The following is an 18,577-nucleotide window of genomic DNA, read 5'->3' on the forward strand; positions in this document are numbered from 1 at the left end:
CCTCGAGCGGTCTTGTTTTGTAAAGGAATTCGGCGGTGCGTGCCTGCCGGTGGCCCGCCTGTTTGAGGGAGTATCGGCAGCCAGCGTGCATTTCTTGACAATTTGTGTCGGCGTCCGCCGGGCGGGTTGAAACCGTGGTGTCACACAAGGGCGCTCTACTGAAGCCCGCTGGCGCAGCCCCTGCCGCTGCGCCCGGCCCTTCCAGCGAGTGCGCCATGCCCCTTGCCACGCCCAAACCAGCCCCCAGGCCCATCACCGTCGATCTGGTCTATTTCAACGCCGGCGGCGGCCACCGCGCCTCCGCGTTGGCGCTGCAGTCGGCGCTGGCGCAGCACCCCCGCGGCTGGCAGGTGCGGCTGGTCAACCTGTTCGAGGTGCTGGACCCGCAGGACCGTTTTCGCAAGATGACCGGCAGTGCCCCCGAGGATTGGTACAACAAGCGCCTGGCCCGCGGCTGGACCATCGGCATGGCGCAGGAGCTCAAGATCCTGCAAGGCCTGATCCGGCTGGGTCACAGCACGCTGCTCAAGACCCTGCAGCAGCACTGGCTGCAGACCGAGCCCGATCTGGTCGTGTCGCTGGTGCCCAACTTCAACCGTGCGATGTACCAGAGCCTGGCCAGCACCTTGCCGGGCGTGCCCTACGCCACTGTGCTCACCGACCTGGCCGATATCCCGCCGCACTTCTGGATCGAGCGCCAGCCGCAGCACTTCATCTGCGGCAGCGCGCGCGCTGTGGCGCAGGCGCTGGAACTGGGCCATGTCCCCGGGCGCGTGCACGCCACCAGCGGCATGATCATCCGCCCCGAGTTTTACGAAACCCCCGCGCTGGACCGCGCCAGCGAGATGCGCCGCCTTGGCCTGGACCCGTCCCGTCCCACCGCGCTGGTGCTGTTCGGCGGCCACGGCTCCAAGGCCATGCTGGGCATTGCCCAACGCCTGGGTGCGTCCACCCAGCTCATCCTGGTCTGTGGTCACAACAAGCCGCTGGCGGCGCAGCTGCGCGCCCTGCCGCCCGGGGCGCCGCGGCTGGTGGTGGGGTTTGCGTCCGACATTCCGCGCTACATGCGGCTGGCCGACTTTTTCATCGGCAAACCCGGACCGGGCAGCATCAGCGAGGCGGTGCAACAAGGCCTGCCGGTGATCGTGGTCGACAACGCGTGGACCATGCCGCAGGAACGCTACAACGCGCAGTGGATCACCGAACACCAGCTGGGCATCGTGCACCGCAGCTTTCGCACCATCGACCGCGCGGTGGACGAGCTGCTCGCGCGCCTGGATGAGTTCCGCACCCGCGCGCGGGCCATGAACAACCGGGCCCTGTTCGAGATACCGGACATCCTGGACGGCATCGTTCAGCGCGGCCCGGTGATCGGGGCGGCCTCGCCGTCAGGCCAATGGCAGACGCACCTCGAAGGCTGATCCCTCGCCAGGCTGCGAGCTCACCGTGACCGAGCCGTCGTGCGCCTCGACAATCTGGCGACTGATCGCCAGCCCCAGCCCCGAGCCCTCGAATTCGCGTCGGAGGTTGAGCCGGGCAAACGGCTGGAACAACTTGTCCATGCCCTCGGGCGTGATGCCGATGCCGTTGTCCCTCACGGTGATCCAGGCCATGCCGTCCACCGACCGGGCCGTGATCTCGATGTGCGGCGCGCGGCTCGGAGGCATGAACTTCAAGGCGTTGGACAACAGGTTCTGGAACAGCTGGGACAGCAGGCTGGCGTGTCCCCGGACCAGCGGCAGCTCACCGACATGCAGTTGCGCTGCGGTGGCGTTCAGCTGCGCGGCCAGCGCATCGCACAGCCCGGCCACGAGCGGCCCCAGCGCCACCGGCACCGGGGGCTCGGTCTCACCGTGCTGCAGGCGCGCGTACCGCACCACGTCATCGAGCAGCGTGCGCATGCGCTCACCGGCGCTGCGCACGAGCTTGAGGTAGTGGCGCGCGTCCAGCGGCAACTGCGCCGCAAAGTCCTCTTCGACCAGACCGACAAACTGGACCACGGTGTTCAGGGGCTCGCGCAGATCGTGCGAGCTGATGCGCACGAACTGCAGCAGGCCTTCGTTGGCCAGCTTCAATTCTTCGGCCGTCTTCTGCAGCTGGGCGTGGCTCTGGCGCAGTTCGACCAGCGCTTCGGCCAGGTTCAGGCGGTCGGTGGCGGCCACCTGCTTGAGCGCGTCGTTGGCCTGTTTGAGCCGCAGCTGCGTGCGCACGCGTGCCTGCACGATGGCGGGGCGAATGGGCTTGGCAATGAAGTCGGCCGCGCCTTTTTCCAGCCCGAGTTGCTCGAACTGGGCGTCGGCCTGGCTGGTGACGAAGATCACCGGGATGTCGGAGAGTTGGGGATCGCGTTTGATGGCTTCCAGCACGTCGAAGCCGGACAGGCCGGGCATCTGGGCGTCGAGCAGCACCAGGTCGGGCGGCGCCTCGGCCATCAACCGCAGGGCGTCCACGCCCTGTGTGGCAAAGCGCAGCCGGCCCAGCGGCCGGATCACGCGGGCCAGCGTCTGCACCATGCCGGGATCGTCGTCCACGATCAGGATGTCGGGCGCCGCCGCTGTGTCCGGCACGGTGTCGTTGGGGGCAGGGCGCCCCGAGACGTTGGGAGTCATGGATGCAGCTCCTTGGTCAGGGCCGCGCTGGCGCCTGCGAAATCCAGATCGTCGAGCAGGCGGCTCACGCGTTCGACGAATGTGACGCCAAAGTGCGCCTGCAGCCAGTTCGTCCGGACGTGCCACCAGGTCAATGCGTCCAGGTCTTGACGGTGCAACAGATCCAGCAATTGCGGCAGATCGGCTTCGCCCGCTTCGGCACCGCTCTCTGGAACGTCGGGCGCCTGCGCCGCCCTCAACACCGGCTCGCTGTGGCGCTGCAGGTCGGCCAGCGCGCTTTGCAGCGACCGCCACCCCGCGCCCAGTTCGGGTGCCGGCGTCGGCTGCAGCAGCCCGGCCTCCAGTGCCTGCGCCTGCTCCATCACGCCGGTGATGCCCAGCGTGCCCGCAATCCCTCGCAGCTTGTGCAGGCGCGCCGCCATGTGCTGCCTCGCGCCTTCCTCCCGTGGAAGGTCCGAGTCGTCAGCCGCCCAGTCGGCGTATTCGGTCAGCAGACGCTGCAGCGACTTGAGCCACAGGGCCAGGTCGCCCCCCAGGCGCTGCGCCGCCTGTGCGGCGTCCACGCCCGGTATCTGCGGCCAGGCCACGGGGGCTGTCTGCGTCGGCCCTGGTGCCTGGCGCAAGCCAGGGGCGTCTGCGGCTTTGTGAACCCACTCGTGCACCGTGCGCACCAGCCGTTCGGGGTCCAGCGGTTTGGTGAGGAAGGCGTTCATGCCTGCGGCAAACGCCAGTTGCCGCTCTTCGGCCAGCGCGCCGGCGGTGAGCGCGATGATCGGCAATTCATTCAAGCCAAGCTCGCGGCGCACGCGCCGCGTGGCCTCCAGACCATCCATCTCCGGCATCTGCAGGTCCATCAGCACCGCGTCGAACGCATGCGGCGTGGTGCGAAGGGCCTCCAGGGCTTCGCGCCCGGTGCGCGCCAGGCACACGCGCGCGCCCTCGCGCTCCAGCAGGCCCGCGGCCACTTCCAGGTTGATCTCGCTGTCGTCCACCAGCAGCAGGTTGAGGTGGTGCAGCGCCTGGCCCTGCACGGTGGCGCCGGTCTGTGTCTCGTGCGGGAGCTGGGTCAGGGTTCGCAGATCCTCCGCCGAAGGTCGCTGCAGCACCAGATCGAACCAGAACTCGCTGCCTTCGCCCGGCACGCTCTTCAAGCCTACTTGCCCATCCATCATGTGGGTGAGCTTGCGCACGATGGACAGTCCCAGCCCGGTGCCGCTGAAACGTCGGGTGGAGGACGTGTCGGCCTGGGTGAAGGGGGTGAACAGGCGGGCCTGGGTGTCGCTGTCGATGCCGCTTCCGGTGTCGCGCACCACGCCGCGCAGGCGCACCTGCTCAGGGCCATCGGTGCTCAGCGGAGCGACCACACCGAGCGACACCGTCACGCTGCCGGCCTTGGTGAACTTGCAGGCATTGCCGATCAGGTTGGTGAAGATCTGGCGCACGCGCTGGGCGTCGCCCAGCAGCACCGGAGGTACCTCGCGCGCCACCGAGATCGAGTAGCGGATGCCATGGGCTTCGGTCTGGGCGCGGAACAGGGCGTCCATCTCGCCCAGCATGTCCTGCGGGCTGAAAGGCTGGATGTCCAGGTCCAGCCCGCCCGCCTCGATCTTGGCCAGGTCGAGCACGTCGTTGACCAGGCCCAGCAGCGAGCGGCTGGCCACCCGGGACTTGGACAGCAGCTGGGCCTGGTAGCTGGTCAACGGGGTGTCGCCCAGCAGGTGGGTCATGCCGATCATGGCGTTGAGCGGGGTGCGGATTTCGTGGCTCATGTTGGCCAGGAACTCGCCCTTGATGCGCGACGCTTCCTGCGCCTGTTCCCTGGACTTCACCAGGCCGGTGATGTCGATGCGAAACCCCACGGTGTGGCCGTCGGGCATTCTCCGTTCCACGAGGCGCAGCGTGCGGCCGTCGGCCAGCAGCTGCAGCATCTCGGTGTTGCCGGAGCGGTGGGCCGCCACGCGCTCGGCCACCCAGGCTTCCTCGTTGCCGCTGGTGTCCACGTGGTCGCCCAGCAAGATGCTGGCGCGCAGGATGTCCTCGAACGCAGTGCCCGGCACCATGAGATGTGCCATCCTGGGCGAGATCTGGCGGTATTTCTCGTTGCAAAAGACCAGCCGGTCATCGGGATCGAACAGCACGAAAGCCTCGTCCACCGCGTCGATGGCGCCGCGCAGCAGGGCCTCGCTGCGGGCGATGTCTTCCTGCGCCTGCTTGCTCGCCGAGATGTCCTGGTGCGTGCCGTACATCCACTCGGGTTGTCCGTCGGCGGTCCAGCTGCGCACCGCGCCGCGGTCGAGCACCCAGACCCAGTGGCCCGCCTGGTGGCGCACACGAACTTCGCATTCGTACCGATCGAAGGCACCGAAGAAGTGACCCTGGAGCATGCCGTTGGTGAGCGCCAGATCGTCCGGGTGCAGGCGCTGCATCCAGAAGTCCACCCCGATGCCGCCGAGTTCTTCCAGACGGTGCCCGATCATGGTGGCCCAGCGCTCGTTGATGCGCAGTTCTCCTGTCTGGACGTTCCACTCCCAGGTGCCCGCGTCGGTGCCGCGCAGGATGTGGTCGAGCCGTTCGCGCTCTTCGGCCAGTGCCGCGGTGCGGTCCTTGACTTCCTGCTCCAGCCCTTCCTTGAGTTCCACGACCTTGCGCTGTGCCGCCCGCTCGGCGGTGATGTCGCGCACGATGACGGAGACCCCCAAGGGCGCGCCATGCTCGTCGTCCAGGCGCGAGAGCGTCATGGCCACCAGCACCGACTGACCCTCGCGGGTCTGGCACCACAGCTCCAGCGAAGGCGCGTCGCCCGAGCGGGGCAGGGTCTTGAGCGCCTCCAGCTCCTCTCTGGCTGGTCCTGGCGGCATGACCAGCGTGTCCAGCCGGCGCCCCACCGCTTCCAGCCGTGTGTGCCCAAACAGCCGCTGCGCGCCGCGGTTCCACGAGGTCACATGACCATCGGTGTTCAGGCCCACGATCGCGTCGGGGGACTGGTCGACCATGGACGCGATGCGCAGACGGTCGTTGCGCGCCTCCAGGCTGCGCTGCACGCCCACCCAGTACAGGTACAGCATGAGCGCACCCACCGCACCCGCACCCAGCAGCGGAAGCAGACTCGCCCGGGCGCTGGCGAGCGCCGCCGCACTCAGATCGCTCTCCGTCCGCGTGGCCGTGTAGTGCAGCACCCCGATGGGTGATCCCGGGTTGCCGATCACGCTGGCCTTGCCCACCATGACCAGACCCTCAGGCCCGGTCCACCAGGTGGCGCGCCCGGCGCTGGAGGACTGGGGCGCTGCCGCCGGCTTGAATTGGTCGTCCCAGACGTGGCGCTGGCCGAGGTCGAAGCCAAACGTGAACGAAGGATCGGGGTGCACCAGGAAATCGCCTTGCGCATTGGTCACGTAAACCTGTGGCTTCGGGCCAATGCCCGGGGGCAGCACGCCCACCCGACGGGACACATCAATGTTGATCACGATGGCGCCGAACACCTGTCCCCGGGCGTCGTGCACCGGTGTGGCGTAGCGGACGGTGGGGCGGTGCGGCAGCTCGATCTGGTTGTACTCCCGGTTCAAGGTGATGTCCGACACGAAGACCCGGCCGGGCGCAAGGCGCAACGCCTCGCGCATGTACGTCGTGTCGCCAATGCGCTGCAGTTGTTCGGGCGGCGCGACCACCACCTGGCCATCCTGCCGTTCCACGCGCATGAGTTCCTGTCCCTCGCCGGCCGCACCGATGAAGCGCACCTTGTAAGCCTCGGGGGTTGCGGTCAGGTAGGCGGCGAAGATCTGCGCCAGGCGGCGCTGCCACAGCACCGTGGTGGACGACTCCTGCGCATCCACACCGCTGTTCTGCAAGGCCCTCACCAGGCCACTGATCGGCGGTGTGTTGACGAGGAACAGTATGCTGCGCCGCCGTTCCTCGTACTTGCTTTCGGCGTTTCGAGCCACCGAGTTCACCGCGGTGTAAAGCGACAGTTCGGTCTCGCGGTGCAGGACCCGGAGGTGCTGGAAGTAGTGGCCCACGACCAGCAGCACCAGCACCAGCGCGAAACCAAGACTGGCGCGCACCGCGAGCCGGCTGCGCATGAACGCGACCAGGTTGACGGGTTGGTGGCTGGGCCGCCAGGTCGAAGGCGGCTCGTGGGTCATCGGGAGCCGATCAGGCGGATCAGTCCTGCGGCGGCGTCTTTGTCCAGGGGTTTGTTCATGAAGCCCCGCACGCAGGCGTGGCTCGCGGCGCGGCTGCGGTCGGCCGGGTCGGACGACGAGGTGAGCATCACCACCACCGCGTGACCGCGCTGGCGCGCCGGCAGGGCCTCGAAGGCCTGCAGGAAGGCAAATCCATCCATGACGGGCATGTTGATGTCGAGCAGGATGAGGTCGATGCCGTGGTCCGGGTGGGTGCTGAGCAGCGCCAGCGCTTCGGTCGCGCGCTCGAAAGCCCGGACTTCGTAGTCCACCCCGCTGCGCTGCAAGGCGATGCGGGTGAACAGCAGGTCGTTTTCGTTGTCGTCAACTATCAGCAGGCGGCAGCTCATCGGGGCTCCAGAAAGCAGTACTTTTTTGTTCAACCCTGATTGGAATAACAGCGCGATTTTCTGTGGTTATCGGCCGGCTGCGCCCACTTCTTGATACACGTTGTCCCATGGCGCGACCAGCGGAGTCATTCTGGGGGCCTGGCCAGTTCCGCTGCGGCCCGCAGACCTTCGGCTTCGGTGCGATAGAGATGCAGCCGGGGGCCATCGGTCAGGTGTCCGGCGCGCTGCAACACCGCTTCGACCGGCAGTTTGATGCCCACGAGGTGCAGTTCGATGCGCTGATCGTCGAGTTGCTCACGCAGGCGACCAAAGGCCTCCACGCCGGTGGCATCGATCCAGTTGATGGGGTGCGCGATCAGCATCACGTGGCGCGTGTCCGAGTGCGCGGTGATGTGTTCGGCCACCGCGCGTTCAAAGCCGTTGGCGGTGGCGAAATCGAGGGCGGCGTCCATGCGCAGTGCGTACAGGTGGGGCGCCAGCGGCGGCAACAGCCAGAGGTGGCGGTCGCGCAGACTGCCGTCGGGGTGCAGCCCCACCTCGATGATGCGCGGGTGCAGCCGCAGGTAGAGAAAGTGGGAGAGGGCCATCAGCACGCCCGCCAGCACGCCCCAGTACAGGCGCGGCGCGGCCAGCAAAGTCACGGCGAAAGTCGCGCCTGCAATACCCGCCTCCACCCGTGAAATGCGCCACAGGTGCACAAAGGCGTTTGGCTTGATGAGACCCAGAATGGCCACCAGCACGATGGCCGCGAGCACCGCCAGGGGCACGTGGTGCAGCAGCGGCGTGAGCACCAGCAGGGCCACCAGCACCACCACCACCGAGAACGCCGTGGCCCAGCCGGTGCGGGCACCTGCGTAGAGGTTGAGCGCCGAGCGGGAGAACGAGGAGCTGGTGGGGAAGGCGCCGCTGAAACCCGACGCCAGCTTGGCCAGGCCCTGTCCGATCAGGTCCTGGTCCTGGTCCCAGCGCTGTCCGCGCTGTCCGCTGTCCACCTTGGCGCTGGAGGCTGTTTCCAGAAAGCTCACCAGCGTGATCACCAGCGTGGGCAGCACCAGCTGGCCGAGCACACTCCAGCCCGGCCAACCCGGCAGGTAGGGCATGGGCAGGCCCTGGGGCAGGGCGCCGATCACCTCACCACCCGCGGCCTCAAAACCGGTGAGCTGGCTGATGCCGGCGCTGGCCACCACCACCGCCAGCACGGTGGGAAAGCCCGGGCGCCAGCGGCGCGCCAGCATGAGCGCGGCCAGGCTGCCCAGCCCGAAGGCCAGCGATGGCAGGTGCACCTGCGCCGGCCAGACGAGGCTGTCCCAGCCGCCCAGGCCCAGCAAGGCAGGCAGCTGCGACGCGATGATGAGCACCGCCGCGGCCTGGGTGAAGGCCATCAGCACCGGCGAGTTCACCAGGTTGAGCAGCCAGCCAAAGCGCGCAAAGCCCAGCACGATCTGCAGCAGGCCGCTGAGCAGGGCCAGCCACACGGCCAGCGCGATCCACTGCGCGCTGCCCGGCACGGCCAGGCCGCTGAGCGATGCGCTGATGAGCAGGCAGGTGAGCGCGGTGGGCCCGACCGACAGGCGCACCGACGAGCTGAACAGCACCGCGATGAGTGCCGGCAGCAGCGAGGCGTAGATGCCGGTGATCAGCGGCATGCCCGCCAGCGCGGCATAGGCCACCCCTTGCGGCACCACCATCAGCCCGACCGTGAGACCGGCCATGGCCTCGCCGCGCAGCAGGGCAGCGTCGGGACGCGGCCAGTTGAGGAAGGGCAGCAGGCGTTTCAGGCGGGACATGCACCGATCGTACCGGGGTAGGTTGTGGTGGCTATGGTGGAGGTGTCTCCATCCAGAGGCATCCAGGGTCCGGCTCCGCCGGCGCAGGGGGGTGTTCTCTACCTTTGGGGCATGTCCTTGACGGAAAACCCCAGGCTCACGGTGGCGTCCGCGGGAATCGGCGGCACGCTTTCGTTCCAGGCCAGCCATTGCGAGCGCATGCGCGCCAGCCGCTCGGGCTCGCGCGTGGCGTGGTTGGCGCGCTCGCGCTCGTCCTTGGCGATGTTGAACAGGTACTCGTTGCCGTCGACCTGCAGGTACTTCCAGTCGCCTTCGCGCAGTGCACGTTGGCCGCGGTGGTTCATGCGCCAGTACAGCGCGCGCTCGAAGCGCAGCGCCGGGTCGCGCAACACAGGCAACAAGCTCACGCCATCGATCGGCCAGTCCGGGTGCGGCTTGCCACCCCCCGCCTGCAGCAGCGTGGCCGACCAGTCCATGGTCATGCAATGCTGTGTGCTCACGGTGCCGGCGGCAATGGTGGCGGGCCAGTGCGCGATCCACGGCACGCGGATGCCGCCTTCGGTGAGGTCCATCTTGCCGCCCACCAGCGGCCAGTTGTCCGAGAAGCGCTCGCCGCCGTTGTCGCTGGTGAAGACCACCAGCGTGTTCTCTTCCAGTCCCTCTTCGCGCAAGGCGGTCATCAAACGGCCGATGCCTTCGTCCATGTGGTGGATCATGCGGCGGTAGGTCTGCACGTCGCCGCCGTGCAGATGGAAGAGGTTTTTCGCCACATCCGGCGCAACGTGGGCGTCGTCGCGGGTTTCCCAGGGCCAGTGCGGCGCGGTGTAGTGCAGGCTGAGCATGAAGGGATGGCCGGCCCTGGCATCGGCCGCGCGCGCGTGCACGTGGTCTACGGCGCGCTGCGAGAGCACATCGGTGAGGTAGCCCACCTCGTGGTGCTCGTCCTCGTCGATGTAGAGGTCGTGCTCCCCGCTGGACGCGCAGTGGGTGAAGTAGTCGACGCCCCCGGCCATGATGCCGAAGAACTCGTCGTAGCCCGAGCGGCGCGGCCCGAAGCTGGGTGGGTAGCCCAGGTGCCACTTGCCGATGAGGGCGGTGTGGTACCCGGCCTCTTTCAGCAGCGAGGGCAGGGTGGGCACCTCGGGCGGCAGGCCCAGCGTGGTGCTGCCCTTGCTGCGGCTGTTGATGGGCTCTTCCATCGCGCCGCGCAAGCGGTACTGGTAGCGCATGGTGATGAGCGCAAACCGCGTGGGCGAACACACCGGCGAATTGGCATAACCCTGGGTGAACTTCACGCCGCCGGCGGCGAGGCGGTCGATGTTGGGCGAGACGGCACCAAAGTCTGCCTCGCGTCCACCGTAGCAGCCGAGGTCGGCGTAGCCGAGGTCGTCGCAGACGATGTAGATGATGTTGGGGCGCTGGCTCATGCGTCGCTCACTCCACCTTCATCCCGGTGGCTTTCACGATCGGGCCGTAGCGCGTGTGCAGCGCCTCGATGCGCTGACTCGCCTGCGCGCCGGTGAGGCCCTCGTAGAACAGGTCGAGCGTGGCCATGCGGGTCTGAATGTCGGGTCGCTTGAGTGCGTCGATGATGTGCTTCTGCAGCGTCTGAACCACCGCGTCGGGCGTGGCGGCGGGCGCCATCACCAGGTAGAGCACTTCCTGCTCCAGGGTCTTGAGACCGGCCTCGCTCACCGTGGGCAGGTCGGGCGCCAGGCGTGAACGCTGGCGGCTGGTGACGGCCAGCGCGGTGATCTTGCCGGCCTGCACGTGGGGCAGCATGCCCGGGGTGGCGAGCACGCCGCCATCCACCTCGCCCGAGAGCACGGCCGTCACGGCGGGCGTGTTGCCGCGGTAAGGGATGTGCGTGATCTTCGCCTGCGTGGCTTCCTTGATCACCTCGACCGCGAGGTGGCCCGGGCTGCCGCTGCCGGCCGAACTGAAATTCAGGCCCTTGGTCTTGCCGGCCTCGATCATGCCGGCCAGTGTCTTGATGCCGGTGCCGGGGTGCACACCCACCAGCAGCCCCGAGGACGCCATCACCACCACCGGCCTGAAGTCGGTGGTCTTGAAGGTCATGTTGTTGTAGAGGTAAGGGTTGACCGTGAAGATCGTGTCGATGCCGAACAGCACCGTGTGGCCATCGGGTGCGCTCTTGGCCACGTCGGCAGCGCCGATGTTGCCGGCCGCACCGGCCTTGTTCTCCACCACGAAGGTTTGTTTGAGGGTCTCCTGCAACACCGCGGCCACCGAGCGTGCGAGCAGGTCCGACGGACCGCCGGCGGGGAAGTTGTTGACGAAGCGCACCGGCTTGTTCGGAAAGCTGTCCTGTGCAGTGGCCAGGGGTGCGGTGGTGGCGGCGAAGAGGGCGAGGGACAGGTGCAGGGCGGTGGCGTTCATGAGGATCTCTGTCGGGGGAAGGAAGGAAAGAAAGAAGGAAAGAAAGAGGGGGTCAGGGCTGGTAGCCCGATTTCTGGACCACGGGGGCCCATTGCGCGCGGTAGGCCGCGAGCATGCGGCTGGTTTGCGCGGGCGTGCTGGCCACCGGGCCCATGCGGGCTTCGGTGAAGCGGCGCACCATCTCCGGCTCCTGCATGATGTTGCGGATCGCCAGGCCCAGTTGCTCCACCCGTGCCGCCGGCATGCTGGCGGGCGCGAAGAAGGTGTTCCAGCCGATGGCGTCGACGTCCAGGCCCGCTTCACGGAACGTGGGGATGTTGGGCGCAAACGGCGAGCGCCTGGGGCTGGACACCGCAAGGATGCGGACCTTGCCCGCCTCGTGTTGTGGCAGCAGCGAGTCGAAGGTGTCGAAGGCCACGGGAATCTGGCCGCCCATGAGGTCGGTGACCAGGGGGCCCGAGCCGCGGTAGCCCACCACCTGCGCCTTCACGCCGGCCTTCTCGCCCACCATGAGACCAAAGAAGTGCGGCAGGCTGCCGGTGGCGGGCACGCCGAAGTTGGCCTGCTCGGGGTTGGCGCGCAGCCAGGCCAGCAGGTGGTTGAGTTCACGCACCGGAACGCCCGCGCCCACGGCCACCGCAAATTCATAGGTGCTCGCCTGCGACACCGCCTGGAAATCCTTGTCGGGGTCGTAGCCGGCGTCCTTGAACACCAGAGGCGCGACCAGCATCAGCGCCGGGTTGCCCAGCAGCAGCACAGGCTGGTTGGCCGGCGTGCTCTTCACCTGCTGCGCTGCAATGCGCCCACCGCCACCGGTGCGGTTCTCCACCACCACCGTGACGCCCAGCGCCGGGCCCAGCTTGTCGCCGACCAGACGGGCCACACGGTCGGAGGCCCCACCGGGGGCAAAGGGGACCACGATGCGCAGCGGGCCCTCGAGGGTCTGCGCAGGGGCTGGCAAGGCTGCGGCGGCAGCGAGTGCAGCGGAGACGGAGAGGAGCTGGCGGCGTGTGGTCATGGTGTGTCTCCTGGTGGCCCCGGGTGTTTCCCGGTGCACCTCACCATGCTATGTAGGGACAATCAATTGCAGAAATCAATCATTGCGGGTGTTTTCCCCAATCCATGGCAACCCAAGATCGCCTCGCCGACCCGCAGCACCAGGCCGACCTGCTGCTCTACCGGCTCTACCGCATCCACATCACCGCCGGCCGGCTGGTGGTGCACATGTGCGAGTCGGAGTTCGGCATCACCCGTCGCGAGTGGCGCATCCTGTCGTTCCTGGCCGAACGCGAAGGGGCGCTGTCGTCGCAACTGGCCGAGCACGCCATGCTGGACCGTGCGCGCACCTCGCGCACCTTGACGTCGTTGGCGACCAAGAAACTCGTGGTGCGCCAGCCCAGGCCATCGGACCGGCGCGAGGTGCACGTGTTTCTCAGCGACGAGGGGCGCAGGCTCTATGGTGCGATCTACCCGCGCGTGGCGGCGATCAACCGCGAGCTGGTTTCGGGCCTGTCACCCGCCCAACGTGTTCAACTGGACGCGATGGTGGACGCACTGCAGGCCCAGGCCGGCCGGATGGTGGCGGCTTCGCCCGGGGCACCGCTGCCGCAAGACGGCGGCGAATGAGCTTCCGGCCCACTTTGGGCCCCTCTGCTGTGCCGGCATTGGACCCCTCTCAGGCGCGGCGATGACCGAAAATCTGTCCCCTCACCGACGGCATGGCCGGCGCCCCATCATGGCGCTGGCGGTGCCGGTCCTTGCTGACAGTCCCGCAACGCACGACCCCCTGCGGTCGATGTTCCAGCCTCCTTCGCGGGGTGATGGCGGAGTTCCTGACACATCGGACCACCGCCGCCGTCCCACGTTCCACCGCCCTTCTGTCCCTGCAGCGGCCACACCTTGTGTGTCTGGCCAGACAGACTTTTTCGGCGCTGTGGCGCACACCTGCGCGAACACCATCACTGGAGGACATTTCCCATGCAACTCATCGTCTCGGCCGGACTCATCCTGGCCATCGTCCTGTGGGGCGTCATTGCGCCCGATTCCCTCGGCGGGGTGTTCGACACGCTGCTGGCCGTGATCACGCGCGACTTCGGCTGGCTCTACCTGTGGGTGGTCCTGGGTCTGGTGGTGCTGGCGATGGTGCTGGCCTTCAGCCGCTACGGCGATCTGAAGCTGGGCGCTGAAGACGATGAGCCCGAGTTCTCGCTGGGCTCGTGGTTCGCCATGCTGTTTGCCGCCGGCATGGGCATCGGCCTGGTGTTCTGGGGTGTGGCCGAGCCGATCTCGCACTACGGCGCGCCGCCGCCCGGCATTGCACCCAACACACCCGAGGCGGCCAACGCCGCCATGCGCTACAGCTTCTTCCACTGGGGTCTGCACCCCTGGGCGGTCTACAGCATCGTGGCGCTGGCCATCGCCTTCTTCCAGTTCCGCAAGGGTGGTTCGGCGCTGGTGAGCACCGCGGTCGAATCCTTGCCGTGGGCGCCGCTCAAGAAGCTGGGCCCGGTGGTCAACGTGCTGGCCGTGATCGCCACCGCCTTTGGCGTGGCGGCATCGCTGGGCATGGGAGCACTGCAGATCAACAGCGGCCTGAACTCGCTGATGGGCCTGCCGGTGGGTGAGGCCTCTCAGGTCGGCATCATCGTGGTGACCACGGTGCTGTTCCTGGCCTCGGCCATCACCGGTGTGACCAAGGGCATCAAGTGGCTCTCCAACATCAACCTCATCCTGGCCGCGCTGCTCACGCTGGCGATCTTCGTGATGGGGCCGACCGTGGCCATCATCGACACCTTCACCAGCACCCTGGGCAGCTACGCGAGCGATTTCGTTCGCATGAGCCTGCGCATGACGCCGTTCCGTGACAGCGGCTGGGTCAGCGGCTGGACCGTCTTTTACTGGGCCTGGTGGGTGAGCTGGTCGCCATTCGTGGGCCTGTTCATTGCGCGCGTGTCGCGCGGCCGCACCATCCGTGAATTCATTCTGGGCACGGTGCTGGCGCCCACGCTGGCGGCCTTTGTGTGGTTCTCGGTGTTCGGTGGCACCGCGCTCAACCAGGAAATCATGCAGGGCCTGCCGATGGCCGAGGCCGTGGGCGCCGATGTGTCCACCGCCATGTTCGCCATGTTTGAAACCCTGCCCATGAGCGGCCTGCTCAGCGGCGTGGCCACCATCCTGGTGCTGGTGTTCTTCGTCACCTCGGGCGACTCCGCCACGCTGGTGCTGGGCATGATGAGCACCGGAGGCCAGGCCAACCCGAGCGCGCGCGTGAAGATCATCTGGGGCGTGCTGGTCTCGGGCATCGCCATCAGCCTGCTGCTGGCCGGCGGTGTGAAAGCGGTACAGACCGCCACCATCGTGTTTGCCCTGCCGTTCACGCTGGTCATCGTGCTCATGGCCGTGGCGCTGTGGCGCGGTGTGCGTGAAGACTGGGACGACGAACAGAAGCGCGACAAGGCCCTGCGCCGGCGCATGAAGAACCTGCTCGACCAGCCACAGACGACGGTGGCATGACGAAGGCCGGTCCATGACCGCCGAGTTGCTGCTGGCGGTGGGCAAGAGCTATCTGTTCGTGTTCGCCGCCATCCTGCCCATCCTGAACCCGGCGGCCACTGCGCCGATCTTCCTGGGCCTCACCGAGGGCGCTTCGCCCAGCACGCGGGCCCTGCTGGCGCGGCGCATCGCGCGCAACATGTTTGCCCTCATGGTGGGCTCGATGCTGGTGGGCTCCTACGTGCTGGAGTTCTTCGGCATCTCGCTGCCCATCGTGCGTGTGGGCGGTGGGCTCATCGTGGCCGCGGCCGCGTGGCGCCTGCTCAACGCCAGCCACGCCAGCGACGACCGCCGCACCGTGCTGGCCGAGTCGTTCACGCCCGAGCAGGCGCGCCGCCAAGCCTTTTACCCGCTCACCTTTCCCATCAGCTGCGGGCCGGGTTCGATCGCCGCGGCCATCACCGTGGGGGTGGCGCTCAACGACACACGCCTGGCCCTGTCGCTGGCCCGCATGGGTGGCGGGGTGCTGGCCCTGCTCACCATCGGCCTGTTGCTGTACCTGGCGTTTCGCTACGCCCAGCAGCTGCTCAGGCCGCTGGGCGAAGCCGGCAGCGTGATCTTTTTGCGCCTGTCGGCCTTCATCCTGCTGTGCCTGGGCGTGCAGATCGTGTGGGACGGCCTGAGCGAGTTGTTGCGGGGCTTGTTGCCTTGAGCCGGTGGCGGGGTCGGACATAGGGTGAATCCGCTGCTCAAGCGGAGCTCCCCGGGTTACATTTTTGTCACATCGGCCACTGCCGAGGACTTTCACCCTCCACCCATGGCCCTCAGCGTTCACAGCGCCGTGTCGACCTGTTCAGCGTCCGAGCCTGTCGCGTGAGCACCCGCGCGCGCCTCATGCCGGCTCTGGTGGCACTGTTCACGGTGCTGGCGGCGGCGTTCCTGTGGTGGCAGTCGGAACGCTCGCAGGCCATGCTGCAACAGCAGGTGCTGCTGCAGGCCGAAAAGCGCAGCATCCACCTGGCCGACGCCATGGGCGGTCAGGTCAGCGGCCTCATCACCACACTGGACGTGCAGTTGCGCGGCCTGCGCCGCGAGTGGGTGCGCGACCCGGGTGGGTTCAACGAGGCTGCCCTGGGGGTCATCGAGGCCCTGCCCGGCGGCTTCGTGACCCACATCTCGGTGGCCAATGCCGACGGCTACGTGATCTACGACAGCCTGGACAACAAGGAAGCCACCTACATTGGCGACCGGCCGCACTTTCAGGCCCAGCGCGACGCGGCGACCGAAGATCGCCTTGTGATTGGCAATCCGGTGAAGTCGCGCATTGCCGAGGGCTGGGTGGTGGTGGTCAACCGCTCGATCTTGCTGGACGGGCGCTTTGTGGGCACGGTGCAGATGATGGTCTCCACTGCACTCATCGCGCGCAGACTGGGCGCCTTGCAGCTCTCCGGGCAAGATGTGGTGGCCTTGATCTCGCCCGACGGCACCTTCGTGGCCCGCAGCCGGGACCATGAAGAGTCCATGGGCACGAGCGTGCCGGCACATCGGCCGTTCCTGACCGACCGCACCGCCCGCAGTGGCAGCTTTCACACCGAGGGACTGGTCGACGGCATCGCCCGCACCTACGGTTGGTACCGCCTGCCAACCACCGGCCTGGTCGTGGCCATCGGCATCGCCGACCAGGCGGTGCTGGCGCCTCTGGAGCCCGCATTCGAGAGCAACCGGCAGGTGACGGCGGCGCTCATCGCGCTGCTGCTGATCAGTGGCGGCCTGATCATTGCGTTGCTCGTGCACCTGGAACGCAAGGCCTCGGCGCTGGAGGCCAGCGAGGTGCTGAGGTTGCGGCAGTTCGAGAGTTCACCGCTGGGCATGCTGGTGATGGACACCGCCACCACCCGTTTCGTGGATTGCAACGAAGCGGCGCTGCACATCTATGGCTTTCCAACCCGCGAAGCCTTGCTGAGCAAGCAACCGATGGACATTTCGACGCGCTTGCAGCCGGACGGGACCTCGTCCCTGAAAAAGGGATCTGCCTACGTCCAGCAGGCACAGCAATCGGGCGCGGTGCTGTTCGAATGGCGCCATCGGCGACCGGACGGCAGCGAGTGGGACGGTGAAGGCCACCTGATGGCGTTCGAGCTGAACGGGCGACGGCTGGTGCAGTTCACCATGCAGGACATCACCGAGCGCAAGCGCACCGAGGCCGCCCTGCAGGAGAGCGAGGCGCGGCTCAAGGAAGCGCAGCGGCTGGCCCGCGTGGGCAGCTGGAAACGTGACCTCACCAACGAAGAGCTGACCTGGTCCGACGAGATCTTTCGCATCTTCGAGGTGGACCCGTCGGTCAAACCCACGTACAAGACCTTCATCACCCGCGTGCACCCCGACGACCGCGAGCAGGTGACCAGCACCTACCAGCACTCGGTGGACACGCGCGAAGCCTACGAACGGGTGCACCGCCTGCGCATGCCGGACGGGCGCATCAAACACGTGCGGGTCTCGGGCTTCACCGAGTTTGCCGGCGATGTTGCGCTGCGCAGCGTGGGGACCGTGCAGGACATCACCGAGGTGCACACGGCGGAAGAGGCGCTCAAGCGCCTGAACGAAGAACTGGAGCAGCGCGTGGCCGAGCGCACGCGCGAGATGTCGGTGCTCAACCGCGAACTGGAGGCCTTTGCCTACAGCGTGTCGCACGACCTGCGAACGCCGCTGCGCAGCATCGACGGCTTTGCCAGTTTGCTGGAAGAGGAGTGTGGTGTGCTGCTCGACGACGCAGGCCGGGACTACGTCAACCGCATCCGCACCTCGTCACGGCGCATGGGGCGGCTCATCTCCGATCTGCTGGCGCTGGCGCACCTGAACCGCGCCGAGCTGCGGCTGGAGTCGGTGGACCTCACGCGCACCGCGCGATCCATCTGCCGGGAGCTGGAGGCCACCGACCCGGCGCGCCAGGTGCAGTGGCACATCGACGACGGCATGCAGGTGTGGGCCGACCGCGGGCTGGTGCGCGTGGTGCTGCAGAACCTGCTGGGAAACGCCTGGAAGTACACCGGTCAGACGCCACACGCCGAGATCACGTTCACGCAGTCCACGCTGCCCGACGGCACCGTGGAATTCTGCGTGCGCGACAACGGCGCCGGCTTCGACATGGTGTACGCCAGCCAGCTGTTCGAGCCATTCAAGCGCCTGCACGCGCACCACGAATTCGAAGGTTCGGGTGTGGGTCTGGCCACGGTGCACCGGGTGATCGAACGCCACGGCGGGCGGGTGCGCGGCGAAGGCGCGGTGGGCCGCGGTGCCGCGTTCTTCTTCAGTTTCCCGAAAACCTAGGCCGCGCGGGCCGAGGCCGGCAGCCCGAAGAACGCGTCGAACGCCCAGTTGAAGGCGAAGGTGTAGACGAGGAAAAAGACCACCAGGGCCAGGTCCATCACCAGGGCTTGCCACAGGCCGATGCCGAGCCACCAGGCGATCAGCGGCACCAGCATCAGCACGAGGCCGGTCTCGAACACCACGGCGTGCGCCACGCGGCGCTTCACGCTGCGGCCCTTCACCGTCTGGCGTGCTTCCCAGCGTTCAAAAAGGCTGTTGAAGACCAGGTTCCACACCACGGCCACGGCCGATGTGGCGGTGGCCAGTGCGCCGCTGGCCAGCAGGCTTTCGCCCGACATCAGCATCAGCCCGAACCCTGCGAGGGCGATGGCCAGCACCTCGTAGAGGCTGATGTAGACGACCCGGCGCCAGATCCCCTGCAAGTTGGGCGCGCT

13 protein-coding genes are annotated in these 18,577 nt (G+C 67.6%); 5 read left to right on the plus strand and 8 right to left on the minus strand.

The genetic code is table 11. The annotated features are described in order from the left end of the window. Nucleotides 1–215 precede the first annotated feature (215 nt). Nucleotides 216–1,421 carry a glycosyltransferase gene (locus BSY239_RS00180; protein WP_069045057.1) on the plus strand — a complete coding sequence of 402 codons (1,206 nt, stop codon included), beginning with the start codon at nucleotides 216–218 and terminating at the stop codon, nucleotides 1,419–1,421. Here the strand turns inward: BSY239_RS00180 and BSY239_RS00185 are convergent. The 7 genes from BSY239_RS00185 to BSY239_RS00215 form a co-directional block, all read right to left on the minus strand. Further along, nucleotides 1,389–2,609, minus strand: a complete 1,221-nt coding sequence (locus BSY239_RS00185) for a sensor histidine kinase (RefSeq protein ID WP_069045058.1) — start codon at nucleotides 2,607–2,609, stop codon at nucleotides 1,389–1,391. The two genes, BSY239_RS00180 and BSY239_RS00185, sit on opposite strands and share 33 nt — an antisense overlap. Continuing rightward, nucleotides 2,606–6,748: a PAS domain S-box protein gene (locus BSY239_RS00190; RefSeq protein ID WP_069045059.1), complete on the minus strand. Its 4,143-nt coding sequence runs from the start codon at nucleotides 6,746–6,748 to the stop codon at nucleotides 2,606–2,608. The genes BSY239_RS00185 and BSY239_RS00190 overlap by 4 nt, the downstream gene beginning before the upstream one ends. Further along, nucleotides 6,745–7,137, minus strand: coding sequence for a response regulator (locus tag BSY239_RS00195; RefSeq protein WP_069045060.1), 393 nt, complete (start codon nucleotides 7,135–7,137; stop codon nucleotides 6,745–6,747). The genes BSY239_RS00190 and BSY239_RS00195 overlap by 4 nt, the downstream gene beginning before the upstream one ends. 125 nt (nucleotides 7,138–7,262) lie before the next feature. Beyond that, complete coding sequence (locus BSY239_RS00200; protein ID WP_069045061.1) at nucleotides 7,263–8,924, minus strand: SulP family inorganic anion transporter; 1,662 nt, start codon at nucleotides 8,922–8,924, stop codon at nucleotides 7,263–7,265. A 98-nt stretch (nucleotides 8,925–9,022) separates the two neighbouring features. Then, complete coding sequence (locus tag BSY239_RS00205; protein WP_069045062.1) at nucleotides 9,023–10,351, minus strand: sulfatase family protein; 1,329 nt, start codon at nucleotides 10,349–10,351, stop codon at nucleotides 9,023–9,025. Between the two features lie 7 nt (nucleotides 10,352–10,358). Next, entirely contained in the window at nucleotides 10,359–11,324 is a 966-nt protein-coding gene (locus tag BSY239_RS00210) for a Bug family tripartite tricarboxylate transporter substrate binding protein (protein ID WP_069045063.1), read from the minus strand. Nucleotides 11,325–11,376: 52 nt separating this feature from the next. After that, the gene (locus tag BSY239_RS00215; protein ID WP_069045064.1) at nucleotides 11,377–12,342 is read right to left on the minus strand and encodes a Bug family tripartite tricarboxylate transporter substrate binding protein; all 966 of its coding nucleotides are present in this window, start codon (nucleotides 12,340–12,342) and stop codon (nucleotides 11,377–11,379) included. Nucleotides 12,343–12,446: 104 nt separating this feature from the next. Here BSY239_RS00215 and BSY239_RS00220 point away from each other — a divergent pair, with 104 nt between their 5' ends. The 4 genes from BSY239_RS00220 (at nucleotide 12,447) to BSY239_RS00235 (ending at nucleotide 18,143) form a co-directional block, all read left to right on the plus strand. Continuing rightward, the gene (locus BSY239_RS00220) at nucleotides 12,447–12,950 is read left to right on the plus strand and encodes a MarR family winged helix-turn-helix transcriptional regulator (protein WP_069045065.1); all 504 of its coding nucleotides are present in this window, start codon (nucleotides 12,447–12,449) and stop codon (nucleotides 12,948–12,950) included. A gap of 351 nt (nucleotides 12,951–13,301) precedes the next feature. Beyond that, nucleotides 13,302–14,837 carry a BCCT family transporter gene (locus BSY239_RS00225; RefSeq protein ID WP_069045066.1) on the plus strand — a complete coding sequence of 512 codons (1,536 nt, stop codon included), beginning with the start codon at nucleotides 13,302–13,304 and terminating at the stop codon, nucleotides 14,835–14,837. A gap of 13 nt (nucleotides 14,838–14,850) precedes the next feature. Continuing rightward, the gene (locus tag BSY239_RS00230) at nucleotides 14,851–15,528 is read left to right on the plus strand and encodes a MarC family protein (RefSeq protein ID WP_069045067.1); all 678 of its coding nucleotides are present in this window, start codon (nucleotides 14,851–14,853) and stop codon (nucleotides 15,526–15,528) included. Between the two features lie 161 nt (nucleotides 15,529–15,689). Continuing rightward, nucleotides 15,690–18,143, plus strand: a complete 2,454-nt coding sequence (locus BSY239_RS00235; protein WP_069045068.1) for an ATP-binding protein — start codon at nucleotides 15,690–15,692, stop codon at nucleotides 18,141–18,143. Here BSY239_RS00235 and BSY239_RS00240 read toward each other — a convergent pair. Beyond that, nucleotides 18,140–18,565 carry a PACE efflux transporter gene (locus BSY239_RS00240; protein ID WP_069048675.1) on the minus strand — a complete coding sequence of 142 codons (426 nt, stop codon included), beginning with the start codon at nucleotides 18,563–18,565 and terminating at the stop codon, nucleotides 18,140–18,142. The genes BSY239_RS00235 and BSY239_RS00240 overlap by 4 nt on opposite strands. Nucleotides 18,566–18,577 lie beyond the last annotated feature (12 nt).

The sequence above is a fragment of the Hydrogenophaga sp. RAC07 genome (assembly GCF_001713375.1).
Taxonomy (GTDB): domain Bacteria; phylum Pseudomonadota; class Gammaproteobacteria; order Burkholderiales; family Burkholderiaceae_C; genus Hydrogenophaga.

Excerpts from the sequence above, each read along its gene's own strand:
- BSY239_RS00195 (WP_069045060.1), bottom strand. The coding sequence starts at position 7,137 with ATGAGCTGCCGCCTGCTGATAGTTGACGACAACGAAAACGACCTGCTG.
- BSY239_RS00210 (WP_069045063.1), bottom strand. The coding sequence starts at position 11,324 with ATGAACGCCACCGCCCTGCACCTGTCCCTCGCCCTCTTCGCCGCCACC.
- BSY239_RS00220 (WP_069045065.1), top strand. The coding sequence starts at position 12,447 with ATGGCAACCCAAGATCGCCTCGCCGACCCGCAGCACCAGGCCGACCTG.
- BSY239_RS00180 (WP_069045057.1), top strand. The coding sequence starts at position 216 with ATGCCCCTTGCCACGCCCAAACCAGCCCCCAGGCCCATCACCGTCGAT.
- BSY239_RS00225 (WP_069045066.1), top strand. The coding sequence starts at position 13,302 with ATGCAACTCATCGTCTCGGCCGGACTCATCCTGGCCATCGTCCTGTGG.
- BSY239_RS00230 (WP_069045067.1), top strand. The coding sequence starts at position 14,851 with ATGACCGCCGAGTTGCTGCTGGCGGTGGGCAAGAGCTATCTGTTCGTG.
- BSY239_RS00215 (WP_069045064.1), bottom strand. The coding sequence starts at position 12,342 with ATGACCACACGCCGCCAGCTCCTCTCCGTCTCCGCTGCACTCGCTGCC.
- BSY239_RS00185 (WP_069045058.1), bottom strand. The coding sequence starts at position 2,609 with ATGACTCCCAACGTCTCGGGGCGCCCTGCCCCCAACGACACCGTGCCG.
- BSY239_RS00205 (WP_069045062.1), bottom strand. The coding sequence starts at position 10,351 with ATGAGCCAGCGCCCCAACATCATCTACATCGTCTGCGACGACCTCGGC.
- BSY239_RS00190 (WP_069045059.1), bottom strand. The coding sequence starts at position 6,748 with ATGACCCACGAGCCGCCTTCGACCTGGCGGCCCAGCCACCAACCCGTC.
- BSY239_RS00200 (WP_069045061.1), bottom strand. The coding sequence starts at position 8,924 with ATGTCCCGCCTGAAACGCCTGCTGCCCTTCCTCAACTGGCCGCGTCCC.